General features: G+C 31.5%; 11 protein-coding genes and 1 pseudogene. 3 read left to right on the forward strand and 9 right to left on the reverse strand.

Annotated features, from left to right (window positions below; genetic code table 11):
* Position 1 precedes the first annotated feature (1 nt).
* Positions 2–844: an alpha/beta fold hydrolase gene (locus B2217_RS05900; RefSeq protein ID WP_038330345.1), complete on the reverse strand. Its 843-nt coding sequence runs from the start codon at positions 842–844 to the stop codon at positions 2–4.
* A 187-nt stretch (positions 845–1,031) separates the two neighbouring features.
* Here B2217_RS05900 and B2217_RS05905 point away from each other — a divergent pair, with 187 nt between their 5' ends.
* Positions 1,032–2,246, forward strand: coding sequence for an NAD(P)/FAD-dependent oxidoreductase (locus tag B2217_RS05905; RefSeq protein ID WP_038330343.1), 1,215 nt, complete (start codon positions 1,032–1,034; stop codon positions 2,244–2,246).
* 63 nt (positions 2,247–2,309) lie between these two features.
* Here B2217_RS05905 and B2217_RS05910 read toward each other — a convergent pair whose 3' ends face one another.
* On the reverse strand, positions 2,310–2,468 hold the full coding sequence (locus B2217_RS05910) for a lmo0937 family membrane protein (RefSeq protein WP_115000514.1): 159 nt from the start codon (positions 2,466–2,468) through the stop codon (positions 2,310–2,312).
* Between the two features lie 46 nt (positions 2,469–2,514).
* Positions 2,515–5,124 (reverse strand): cyanophycin synthetase, encoded by a 2,610-nt coding sequence (cphA, locus tag B2217_RS05915; protein WP_038330341.1) that lies wholly within the window; start codon positions 5,122–5,124, stop codon positions 2,515–2,517.
* Positions 5,125–5,269: 145 nt separating this feature from the next.
* On the opposite strand from cphA, the gene B2217_RS05920 reads away from it, so the two are divergent.
* Both B2217_RS05920 and B2217_RS05925 read left to right on the forward strand, forming a co-directional pair.
* Positions 5,270–6,151 carry a cyanophycinase gene (locus tag B2217_RS05920; RefSeq protein ID WP_038330695.1) on the forward strand — a complete coding sequence of 294 codons (882 nt, stop codon included), beginning with the start codon at positions 5,270–5,272 and terminating at the stop codon, positions 6,149–6,151.
* Between the two features lies 1 nt (position 6,152).
* Positions 6,153–6,995, forward strand: a complete 843-nt coding sequence (locus B2217_RS05925) for an isoaspartyl peptidase/L-asparaginase (protein WP_038330340.1) — start codon at positions 6,153–6,155, stop codon at positions 6,993–6,995.
* 11 nt (positions 6,996–7,006) lie between these two features.
* On the opposite strand, the gene B2217_RS05930 is transcribed toward B2217_RS05925, so the two are convergent.
* The 6 genes and pseudogenes from B2217_RS05930 to B2217_RS05955 form a co-directional block, all read right to left on the reverse strand.
* Positions 7,007–7,261, reverse strand: a complete 255-nt coding sequence (locus tag B2217_RS05930; protein ID WP_038330338.1) for a hypothetical protein — start codon at positions 7,259–7,261, stop codon at positions 7,007–7,009.
* Between the two features lie 49 nt (positions 7,262–7,310).
* Positions 7,311–8,297: an SDR family NAD(P)-dependent oxidoreductase gene (locus B2217_RS05935; RefSeq protein ID WP_038330336.1), complete on the reverse strand. Its 987-nt coding sequence runs from the start codon at positions 8,295–8,297 to the stop codon at positions 7,311–7,313.
* 77 nt (positions 8,298–8,374) lie between these two features.
* The gene (locus B2217_RS05940) at positions 8,375–8,626 is read right to left on the reverse strand and encodes a GlsB/YeaQ/YmgE family stress response membrane protein (RefSeq protein ID WP_038330334.1); all 252 of its coding nucleotides are present in this window, start codon (positions 8,624–8,626) and stop codon (positions 8,375–8,377) included.
* A 129-nt stretch (positions 8,627–8,755) separates the two neighbouring features.
* Positions 8,756–9,271 carry a pyridoxamine 5'-phosphate oxidase family protein gene (locus B2217_RS05945; RefSeq protein WP_038330333.1) on the reverse strand — a complete coding sequence of 172 codons (516 nt, stop codon included), beginning with the start codon at positions 9,269–9,271 and terminating at the stop codon, positions 8,756–8,758.
* A 277-nt stretch (positions 9,272–9,548) separates the two neighbouring features.
* Positions 9,549–11,672 (reverse strand): catalase, encoded by a 2,124-nt coding sequence (locus tag B2217_RS05950; RefSeq protein ID WP_038330328.1) that lies wholly within the window; start codon positions 11,670–11,672, stop codon positions 9,549–9,551.
* A gap of 241 nt (positions 11,673–11,913) precedes the next feature.
* Positions 11,914–12,166: pseudogene (locus B2217_RS05955) on the reverse strand (cytochrome C); the annotation flags it as partial.

Below are 12,166 nucleotides of genomic sequence, written 5' to 3' on the forward strand. Positions count from 1 at the left end.
TCTAATCTTTTTGGTGTTCTATATTCAACAGAAATTCTACCAAATCCATATTCAACTGCTCTTTATGAGTAATATTCAAGCCATGCGGAGCATCTTCATAAACAATATAAGTCGAATTCGTAATCAATTTTGAAGCTTGATCTCCTGCTGTTTTTATTGGTACAGTTTGATCATCTTTTCCATGAATAATTAATGTTGGCACATCAATCATTTTACATTCAGTTCTAAAATCTGTATCCATCCAAGAGCGTGCAGCTTTTAGAGTTGCAATAGGTGAAGCATGAGAAGAAACAGAGAAATCAAAATCTAATTGTTCTTTGCTTACAGATTTTTTTAACAAACCATGATTGTAAAAGCCTTTATGAAAACCTTCTAAAAATTCCAAACGACTTGTTTCAAGTTGATGAATAATGTGATCTAAATCCTTTTGCGGAACGCCATACTCATTATCATCAGTTTGTTTTACTAGAGGAATAATTGAACTAATTAAAGCAATTTTTGAAATATTTTTGTTTCCGTAATTCGCAATATAGCGAACTACTTCTCCTCCACCCATCGAAAAACCTACTAACACTACATTTTTCAACTGCAAATCATCAATCAACACGTGTAGATCTTCTGCCAATGCATCATAATCATAACGATCCCATGTTGCACACGATTTTCCAAAACCTTTTCGGTCATAAGCTATACAACGAAAACCAGCTTCGACAATTTTTGGAATTTGATATTCCCACGATTGTAAACTAAGCGGCCAACCATGAATCAAAATAACGGGTTGAGCAATTTTATCACCATAATCGATATAATTCAGTTTATAATTTTTTCGTTTTAATTTAGCCATAATTTTATTTTTAAGTGATTTTATAATCTAACTTAGATTAACTTCTAATTCATCACAAGCATCAAGCCAATTATCACATTTTTAAATGTTTAACATTTTCAAAATTATTTCACACAGCAAAAGAGATTTACTATTTTTGGCTTGATTTTTAGGGTATAGTTTATCTAAACCACTTAACGCAATAAATATGGATTTACATTCTGGATTACCTTATTGGATTGTTAAAAATGAATTTTTTGACTTATACAATCCACTTCGAAATGATTTTAAAATTGATGTTGCTATAATCGGTTCTGGCATTACAGGTGCATTAGTAGCTCATGAATTATGCGAAGCAGGAATAGAATGTGCATTAATTGATAAACGAACTATTTCTACTGGAAGTTCTGCCGCAAGTACAGCACAATTACAATATGAAATTGATACGCCTTTATGTAAATTAATTCATAAAGTTCCCAAAAAAATTGCTATCGACGCTTATTTTAATTGTTTACAATCAATTACAGATATTGAAACTATTTTTAAGAAAACAAATATTGATGCTGATTTTACAAGAGTTCCAACCGTCTTATTGGCAAGTAATAAAGCTGGTGTTGAGTTATTAGATAAAGAGTTTGAAATAAGAACAGAAGTTGGCTTACCTGTAAAATATTTGCATGCACAACAATTAAAAGAATATCAAAACATAGATGGAATTGCTGCATTACAAAATGATACCTCAGCTCAAATGGATGCATATAAAGGAGCGATTAATTTACTGAAATATCATCAACAAAAACACAATCTAAAAATTTACACGCATACAAAAGTTGAAAAAATACAAGAAACTAAAAAAGGTTGCAAACTCATCACACAGCATGGCCATACTGTTTCGTGTAAATATGTAATTGTTGCAACTGGATTTGAAGCAGGGCAATTCCTTCCTAAAAAAGTGATGAATTTGTTATCTACCTATGCTATTTGTTCCGTTCCAATTGATGAAAAAATGATTTGGCCAAACCGTAGTTTAATTTGGGAAACTGCAGAACCTTATCTATACATGAGAACTACAAAAGATAACCGTTTGATAGTTGGTGGTGAAGATGAAGATTTTCAAAATCCTGAAAAAAGAGATGAACTACTTCGTACTAAGGTCAAAATTTTAGAACGAAAATTCAAAAATCTATATCCTACTATTGAATTTAAAACTGAGATGGCTTGGTGCGGAACATTTAGTTCGACTGATGATGGTTTACCTTATATGGGAGCATGGAAAAAAGGAGATCGTACTCTATTTGCTTTAGGCTATGGAGGGAATGGAATTACATTTTCTATGGTTGCAGCTCAGGTTTTAAAAAATATTATTCTTAATAAAATTGATGATCGTTTAAAAACTTTTGGTTTTGATCGAATAACAAAATAGGGTTATATATTTAAAAAATAATCTGAAAGAATTTTGATATATTCTTTCAGATTATTTTTAATACTAAGGTTTTCGGCCTGTAATTAATCTGTACAATAAAGCTATGATAGCAAGTACAAGTAATATGTGTATAAATTGACCTACTGCTTGGCCGAATCCGAAATAACCTATAGCCCACAAAATAAGTAATACTACAGCAATAATTGAAATTAGATTTCTCATAAATTTTGATTTTAATTAAACATTTACTTTTTATAATTTAAATTGTTTAGGAATTTTTGTTCATATGAAATTGCACTACTTCTATAGCATTGGAAACAGCATCGCTAAGTGCGACTATAAAATCACCTTTTTCTGCTTTGTTTATTGTATGTTCTATCGCTTCAATTTCGTTCGGAATTATTTCATAAGGAAAATTCTCTTGAACTTCATGAATACCTTTTACAAGCAACTGTATAATTTCTTTCTCTGTTCGACCTCTTAAGTGTCGCTCTTGTCGAATAATAATATAATCAAACATCTCAGCTGCTATTTTTCCACACTTTTGTATGTCTTCGTCTCTTCTATCCCCTACACCTGAAATAATTCCAATTTTTTTATTTGCTTCCACTTTAGACAAATAATCTTTTATAGCTGTGTATCCTGCAGGGTTATGTGCGAAATCGATTAATATTTTAAATTCTTTGAACTGAAAAATATTCATTCTACCAGGTGTTAAATCTGGACTTGGGAAAAAAGTATTCAACGCTTTCGTAATCTGGGGAACATGCAAACCTGATATATATGCTGCTAATACAGCAGCTAGAACATTTTGAATCATGAAAATAGCTTTTCCATCCATTGTTAACGGTATATCGTAAATATTCGCAACAACTATTCGTTCTTTTTTAGTCTGTATTACAATATTTTCTTGTGTATACAATGCGACTATATTTCCTTTTTTTATAAGTTTTTGAACTTCTTTACTTTTTTCATCCAATGAAAAATATGCTATTTGACATGCTAATTTCTTTGAAATTTCCATTGAATAATAATCTTCAATATTTAAAATTGCCCAACCGTCTTTTTTCACACTTTCAACAACAACAGATTTTACTCTGGCTAATTGCTCTAAAGAATCGATATCTTTTAATCCCAAATGATCTTCTGTAATATTGGTTATTATACCAATATCGCAAGCACTAAATCCAAGACCTTCTCTCAAAATTCCACCTCTTGCTGTTTCTAAAACAGCAATATCTATTGTTGGATCATTCAATATTTTTTTTGCACTAATAGGACCTGTTGTATCCCCTTTCTCCATTAGCTGATTGTTGATATAAATACCGTCAGATGTTGTATAACCTACATTTTTTCCAGTGTTTTTAAATATATGTGCAATTAAACGAGTGGTGGTTGTTTTACCATTGGTACCTGTAATTGCTAATATTGGAATAGTTGGTAATTTTTGAAAAGGGAATAGCATATCTAAAACGGGAGAAGCAACATTGCGCGAAATTCCTTTTGTTGGTTCTATATGCATTCTAAATCCTGGAGCTGCATTTACTTCTATAACCACTCCACCAGATGTATACAAAGATTCGGATAAATTGGATGCTATGATATCAATACCACATATATCCAAATTGATGACTTTAGCAATTTTCTCTGCTATGATAATATTATCAGGATGAAGGTCTTCAGTTGTATCAATAGATGTTCCTCCTGTACTTAGATTTGCTGTTGCTTTTAAATAAATTATTTCAGCACGTTTGGGTATAGATTGTAGATCGTAGTTTTTTGATTTTAATAATGAAATGGTATGATGGTCAATGCTAATTTTTGTTAAAACTTGTTCATGACCTTCTCCTCTTTTAGGGTTTTCATTTTCAATTTGAATTAATTCTTTTATCGTAAGTTTTCCATCTCCAATTATATGAGCAGGTATTCGTTTGGCCGCAGCAACTACTTTTTTATTGATGACCAATATTCTAAAATCATAACCTTTTACAAATTTTTCTACGATTATTTTTTGACTAAATTCTCGTGCATTCTGGAATGCTTTTTCAGCAGTTTCATATTCATTTATATTGGTGGTTACTCCTCTTCCGTGATTACAATTATATGGTTTAATAACAATTGGATAGCCTATTTCATCTATTATTTTTTTTAAATCTTCTTCATTTTCGCCTATACCACCATCAGCGATAGGAATAAATGCATCCTTTAATAATTGTTTGGTTCGAAATTTATCACATGCAATCTCAACAGCCAGATAGTTGGTTTTATCTGTAATTGTCGCCTCTAATCTAGCTTGATTTTTACCATATCCCAATTGGATATAAGAATGATTATTTAATCGTGTCCATGGTATTTTTCGGTTTTCTGCTTCATTAATTATACTTTGTGTAGAAGGACCGAGTTTATTTGAATTCCATATTTTAGTCATATTTTTAATATCATCTAAAATGGAATAAGACGAATTAGATATTAATGCTTCTGCAATTCTAACAGCTGCTTTTGCTGCATATATCCCTACCTGCTCATCTTGATAAGCAAATACAACATTATAAGTACCTGGCGTATTTGTTTCGCGAGTTCTGCCAAAGCCTGTATTCATACCCGCTAGGGTTTGTATTTCTAATGCGATATGCTCAATTACATGCCCCATCCAAGTTCCTTCTTTTACACGAGTAAAAAAACCACCAGCTACCCCTTCAGAACAACGATGCGAAAACATTGTAGGTAACCATGATTGTATACGTTCTGCAAATCCATCAATTTTGTTCGTTGGAAATTGTTCTAAGCGACCTAAATTCAATCGCATTTGAATTAGTTTTTCTCTCTTGATACTCCAAAAATTTGGTCCTTTTAAAATCGATATATTTTCTATTTTCATATGTGGTAAGTGTTAAAAAATTTAGTAAATGATTACAAGAACTAGACCTTTTTCCCTTATTAACACTATTTTACCATTATTTTAAGGTTTATTCTCCTCTTGTCCAGTTAATATTAATTAAATTGAAGTTATAAAATCAATAATGATGAGTATTAAAGGAAAATTAATAATTGTTGGAGGTGGAATAAATACTGCTGATTCCTTACCAACGCATTTACCACGTGAGGAAATTATCAATGATTTCTTTTATCAAAATGGTATTCTAAAAAAGATTCTTGAGGAAGCAAAACACAAAGAAAATTCTAGAATTGAAATTATAACCACCGCTTCTCAATCTCCTAAAACTGCTGCTGAAGCCTATATCAAAGCTTTCAGTCTTTTGGATGCACACAATGTTGAACATTTGGATATAAATACACGTTTAGATGCGCTTTCACCAGAATCGTTAAAACGATTAGATGAAGCTGATGTTGTATTATTTAGTGGAGGAGATCAACTTAGGTTAACCTCAACTATTGGAGGTACACCTTTTCAACAAAAACTGTTGCAAAAATATTATCATGAAGAGTTTATTTATGCAGGTACTTCAGCAGGAGCAGCCGCCGCTTCATCTAGCATGATCTATCAAGGAGCAAGTTCTGATGCATTACTAAAAGGATCTGTTGAGATGAACAGTGGTCTTGGATTAATAGATTCTATTATCGTTGACACTCATTTTATTCAAAGAGGAAGAATTGGACGCCTTTTTCAGGCTGTTACAGGAAATCCCATGAAGATTGGAATTGGTTTAAGTGAAGATACTGGGCTAATTATAAGCGACAACAACAATAAAATGACAGCAATAGGCTCTAGTTCAGTTATTTTGGTTGATGGTCGAGAAATTTTAGATACTAGTCTTTCTCAAATCGAAATTGGATATCCAATTTCAATAAGCCATATTATTTCTCATGTGATGACACGAAATGATGTTTTTCATTTTGATCAAAATAAAATAATAATCAAAGATTCTCAATATAATAATCAATAAAATGAAACTAATTATTCACGGTGGTTTTTTTTCAGAATCATTAACCGATCCTGAAACTAAATTTCAAAAACAAAATGCTTTAATTAAAATAGTTCAAAAAGGGTACGACTATTTAACAACACATACAGCAGTTGAAACTGTTGTATATACAGTAAGTTTATTAGAAGACGACCCTTTATTTAATGCAGGTTTAGGTTCTCAAATTCAATCGGATGGAAAAATAAGATTAAGTGCCGCTTTAATGAATGGGAATACTCTTAAAATGTCTGGTGTTATTAATATAGAAAATGTTGAACATCCAATTTTAGTTGCAGAAAAACTAATGACTTACGATGATCGTATTTTGGCTGGTAGCGGAGCAATAGAATTTGCACGTAAACATGGATTCGAGTATTTTAATCCTGAAACTGAACAACGTAAAAAAGAATTCGAAGAAAAAATAATTTCTTCGAAAACAAGTACAGTTGGATGTGTTTGTTTAGATGGCGATAATAATATTGCTGTGGCTACATCAACTGGAGGAAAAGGTTTTGAAATACCAGGGCGTGTTTCAGATTCTGCTACTGTTGCTGGAAATTACGCCAATCAATCTTGCGGTGTTAGTATGACTGGCGTTGGTGAAGATATTGTAAGTGGCGCAATGGCTGCTAAAATTGTAACAAGAGTCTCGGATGGTATGAGCATTGAAGCTGCATTTACTAAAAGTTTTGAAGAACTTAAAGAGTTTAATGGATATGCAGGAGCTATTGGCATAGACAACAAAGGAAATAGTTTTCATTTAGATAGTTTTCCTTCAATGGTTTTTGCTTCTTTTGATGGAATTGAATTGAAATATTTTGATTAAAATGTTTCATTCTAATCATTTAATATATCAAACAATTTGTTTTTTATATATTCTACTACCTCTAATTTTTCTTGATTGGACATCTGTATTTCAGCAGTTTTCTCTATATCACCTCCTTCACTTATAATAACACCTTCACGAGGATCTGTCTCACAATTTTCAGAGAACTCTTTTTTTCCTTTCTCGTAACCTTTTTCAAAAGCTCGATTATATAATTCATTCAATAAGCTTTGAATTGAATCTGAATTTAAATGTTCTGGTTTCATATGAATATATTTTAGTTAATAATTTGTTGCTATAAAGTGTTTTATAATCCTATTTGTATTTTCTTCTAATCCTTGTGGTTGTATACAATCCTAAACCTATTAATATACCTAAAGAGACTATTCTTTGAGTAGATTTTGAAGGAACAGGAATACTCGTTTCTCCATAAATCTGATGCGGATCTGAAGATGCATATAAAATATTGCCTTCGTTATCATTACCATTACTAAATTTCATCATTAGTCTCATTACTGCAGTTGCTAAATTGGTAAATGTTTGTGGGAATATACCATGAATAAATTTTATTAAGTATGAACTTGCATCTGGAAACGTATCATTTTTAGGTTTAATTGTTAGATTGTATATTACTTTTGCCGTATCATTAGGATCTGCAGCGAAAGGAGGTATTTTAAAATCTAATCCAGAATATTTTGCTGAATGCATATTTCCTGTTGATCTCTGAATTTGAGGATAAATATTACAAATATGTATAGCTGGATAGACACTGTATTCGCTTTGTAATCCACTCATCAACCCTTTTATTCCTGTTTTTGTAGCAGAATATACTGAGCTAAAAGGCGCAGGCATAAACCCTCCTATTGATACATTGTTGATGAGTATTCCTTGATTTTGTTCTTTAAAAACTGGTAAAACATAATAAGCTCCATGCATATATCCCATGAGATTGGTTTTTATAACCTGTTCATTAACTTCCATTGGAATTTCTCCAAATTTCCCACTAGACATTACCCCTGCATTATTTACCCATATATCTATGCGTCCAAATTCTTTCAGAGCAAATTCAACTAAATCTTTTACTTCATTTGCATTAGAAACGTCAGTTGATTTATAAACCGCTTTTCCACCGAAAGCATTGCATTCTGAAACCGCCTTTTCTAAACCTTCTACACCTCGTGCTGCCAAAACCAATTGATATCCATTTTGAGCAAATAAGTGTGCTGTAGCTAAGCCAACACCACTAGAAGCGCCAGTAATTACCGCTGTTTTAGTAATTAAATCAATGACTGTATTTTTCATAATTATAAATAGTAATATTAAACAAAAAGTCTCAGCGCTCTGAGACTTTACAGTATTTTAATCGTTAATTAGACAGTCTATTTTTTCGAAACCATTCTATACACTGCTAGACATAAAACTGCTCCAGCAATTGCAACTAAAAAACTAGAAATATTAAATCCGCTTACATCGACATCTAAAAGCATCGATCCAAGCCACCCACCGACAACAGCACCTATAATCCCAATAATTATTGTTACTATCCAACCACCTGGATCGTTACCAGGGTGTATTGCTTTTGCTATTGCTCCGGCTATAAGGCCGAAAATAATCCATGTTAGAATTCCCATAATGTGTGATTTTTTAAATATTAATAAATTGCGTTAATAAAAAAAATGTTTCAAATGCAATGCCATAAATAGTTTGTTTCTGCATTTTTATTTAATTGATTAACATTGTAGAAGACAATGATTTATTCTTTATAGTTTAAATTCACCTTCAATTCCTCCGTCTTCAATTGTACTTCCTGTAACGGCGGCAAAAAGCATTTTCGACATGGCAATAAACTTATTGTCTTTGGTTTCGTAATAATACCCATCGTTTGGCGAAAATTTTATTACACTGATATTAGGATCGTCTTTTCCATCAAACCAAGCATTTGCAAAATTGGTCCAGTATTTATCAATTAAAGTTTTATCTTTTGAAACACTGGCTTTTCCTTTAATAAAGATGTATTCGTATTTAGAATTATTCATAAAATACAGTTCTACATTAGGATTGGCTTCAATTTCATCATTTTTCAGTGAACGAACGTCACTCAAAAACCAGAGGTTACCAACCTCATCTACTTCCTGAAGAGCCATTGGTCTACTTGTAGTATTACCGCCAATATTAGTGGTAAAAAAGCAAGTTCGGGCAGTTTCAGCAATAGATTTTATCTTTTCAATGGCTTTATTTCCGCTCAAATTTTCTGTCGGTGACTGTGCATTTCCCATAATTTTATTTTTTTATTTCTGAATTGTGATTAAAACAATTTTTCTCCTCATTGATATGAAAAGTAAAATTTGTACAAACTATAATGTCATTGCTATCAAAATGTTTTACAATGCCATTTTTTTCCATCGTTACGACCCAACACGAATTTTGATGCATACCATAATCAATTATAAAAATAGTATGACCTCTACCAATAGGGGTATCTACAAGTATTGTAGGACTAAGTTGTAAAATCATTCGTCTAAATTTTATAATTATATCACGTTAAACATTTTATTATGAAGGAACCTTCCTTTCTTCTTCACGGTCCCAAATACGATGTAATTTCATTACTTGAATAAAATCCACAATCCAATTCTCATTTTCATCTTCTAAAATCACTCCTCTATCAGGTTTCACAAATGAATTATCCATTAACGTACCTGCTCCTTTTGCAAATGCTAATATTTTACAATGTCTGTAAGAATCATTGATAAATTCATAATAATCTGGATTCAATTTTAAAGATTCAATTGATTTGCCTGATGGTGTAAACACTGCATCATAACAAACAGATGGATCTGTAAGATAACTATGGGAAATCTTTTCTTTACTTCCTTCTTCATAAGTTAGTACACCTACTTTAGATGAAATTAATACCGCTTGAGCTCCCTCTTTTTCCAATGCTTTTTTTAATTGATCTACACTTTTTTTAGAAACACCATTATCCACTAAAAAGGCTACTTTTCTAGTTTTAATAGTTCCTTCACCTTCTTTTACTTTCATACTCAAAGCATCAGATGAATTTATTTCTTGTTTTTTAGGCTGTAGAGGATAATTGGGATGATTTTGCCTTGCAAAACTTAATGTCAGTTCATCCAACTCTTTTGGAGGCTTAATACCAAGATTATCTCCTACTTTTTGCGCTAGAGTTTTATCAATTTGATGAAGTATAGCAACTTGTCTCTCTCTAATTTTTGGATCAGTTACCTTACTCAATTCAAAACTAAAAGCATCTATAATATGTTGTTTTTCTGGTTTGGATTGTGAATTAAAAAATAAGGTTGCTTGAGAAAAATGATCAGCAAAAGAATCAGATCTTCCTCTTACTTTTTTACCTTGTACCTCTTGTTGATGTGATTGAAAGCCCTCTTCACCTTTCAACATAGCATGATAAGGACATCCCGAAGCTTTACTATTTGGAAAATAACTTACACCTCCTTTCAGTATATCAATTCTCCCTGTTCCATCTTTTTGATTATTATGCTTTTGGTTTAATGATCTATTAATAGGAATTTCATGAAAGTTTCCTCCTCCTAATCTATAATTCTGTGTATCCATATACGAAAAAACACGACCTTGCAGTAAAGGATCATCCGATAAATCTATACCTGGGATAATTCTTCCGGGGTCGAAAGCCACTTGTTCTGTTTCAGCAAAAAAATTGTCTGGATTTCTATTAAGTGTCATTGTGCCAATAATTTTAACGGGTACTAATTCCTCTGGAACTATCTTTGTTACATCTAATAAATCAAAAGAATATTTTAATTCATCTTCTTCAGGAATTAGTTGAACACCTAAATCCCATTGCGGAAAATTACCTGTATCAATAGCTTCCCATAAATCTTGACGATGAAAGTCAGAATTAAATCCGGAAATTTTCTGAGCTTCGTTCCATGCTACAGAATGTACTCCTAATCGAGGTTTCCAATGGAATTTAACAAAAGTTGCTTTACCTTTCTCATTAATCAATTTAAATGTATGTACACCAAACCCCTCCATCATTCTAAGGCTACGAGGAATTGCTCGGTCAGACATCGCCCACATTATCATATGCGCAGATTCAGGCATTAATGAAATAAAATCCCAAAAAGTATCGTGCGCTGAAGCAGCTTGGGGAATTTCTTTATCTGGCTCTGGCTTAACAGCATGTATTAAATCAGGGAAATTCATAGCATCTTGAATAAAAAATACAGGAATGTTATTTCCAACTAAATCATAGTTACCATCTTCTGTGTAAAATTTTACAGAAAATCCTCTAACATCCCTAGCTAAATCTGTAGATCCTTTAAATCCTGCAACGGTTGAAAAACGAATAAATAGTGGAGTCGTTTTACCTTTTTGAAGAAATTTTGCACATGTATATTCACTTATATCCTCATGTATTTCTAATATTCCGTGAGCTCCACTACCTCGAGCATGTACAACACGTTCAGGTATTCTTTCTCGATCGAAATGACCCAACTTATCAAAGTATATATGGTCTTGTTGTAAGGAAGGTCCTCTATCTCCAACTTTTAAGGTGTTATTATTATCATAGATAGAGACACCGTCATTAGTTGTCAATTTTTGATTCGAATTATCAACTGTAAATTGACTCATTTGTTCTGATTTAAGATCTGATTTTTTTGATTTTTTCATATGCTAATATTAATTAATGAATTAGAATTGACGAATAGAACGTAATAAGAAAAATAAAATCAACACAAAACCTATAGCTTTATTGTTATTTGTTTATTTTATATATAAATTTATTATGACATAAATCAATTAGAGTGCCAAATATTAATTATATGACAAAAATTAATTCATTTAAATAACAACAAGATATTTAATTAAATATATCTAAAACGTACTTTATTAATCTATTATCACATTGTTTTTAAACAGCATAACTAGTAATCTCATAATATATAGCCCATCCAATGAACAAAATTATAAGTATCCATATCCAATAAGGAATAGTTTTAGGTGTTTCGCTACCATTAATTAAAAAACTTTTTTGTTTTCCTTTATCGTAAGCATTTATCATAAGTGAAACAGTTCCATTTAAAATAGACTTATTTTTTATTCCTTCTACTTGAATAAAAGGTCCGTTTGTAACAGTAAACTGTATGATTTTAATTCCTTCTTTA

The organism is Empedobacter sp. UBA7620, assembly GCF_002484185.1.
Classification (GTDB): Bacteria; Bacteroidota; Bacteroidia; order Flavobacteriales; family Weeksellaceae; genus Empedobacter; species Empedobacter falsenii_C.

Bases quoted from the DNA above. Each gene is read 5' to 3' on its own strand.
- B2217_RS05905 (WP_038330343.1), top strand. From the start codon at position 1,032: ATGGATTTACATTCTGGATTACCTTATTGGATTGTTAAAAATGAATTT.
- B2217_RS05935 (WP_038330336.1), bottom strand. From the start codon at position 8,297: ATGAAAAATACAGTCATTGATTTAATTACTAAAACAGCGGTAATTACT.
- B2217_RS05940 (WP_038330334.1), bottom strand. From the start codon at position 8,626: ATGGGAATTCTAACATGGATTATTTTCGGCCTTATAGCCGGAGCAATA.
- B2217_RS05920 (WP_038330695.1), top strand. From the start codon at position 5,270: ATGAGTATTAAAGGAAAATTAATAATTGTTGGAGGTGGAATAAATACT.
- B2217_RS05925 (WP_038330340.1), top strand. From the start codon at position 6,153: ATGAAACTAATTATTCACGGTGGTTTTTTTTCAGAATCATTAACCGAT.
- B2217_RS05930 (WP_038330338.1), bottom strand. From the start codon at position 7,261: ATGAAACCAGAACATTTAAATTCAGATTCAATTCAAAGCTTATTGAAT.
- B2217_RS05900 (WP_038330345.1), bottom strand. From the start codon at position 844: ATGGCTAAATTAAAACGAAAAAATTATAAACTGAATTATATCGATTAT.
- B2217_RS05910 (WP_115000514.1), bottom strand. From the start codon at position 2,468: ATGAGAAATCTAATTTCAATTATTGCTGTAGTATTACTTATTTTGTGG.
- cphA (WP_038330341.1), bottom strand. From the start codon at position 5,124: ATGAAAATAGAAAATATATCGATTTTAAAAGGACCAAATTTTTGGAGT.
- B2217_RS05950 (WP_038330328.1), bottom strand. From the start codon at position 11,672: ATGAAAAAATCAAAAAAATCAGATCTTAAATCAGAACAAATGAGTCAA.
- B2217_RS05945 (WP_038330333.1), bottom strand. From the start codon at position 9,271: ATGGGAAATGCACAGTCACCGACAGAAAATTTGAGCGGAAATAAAGCC.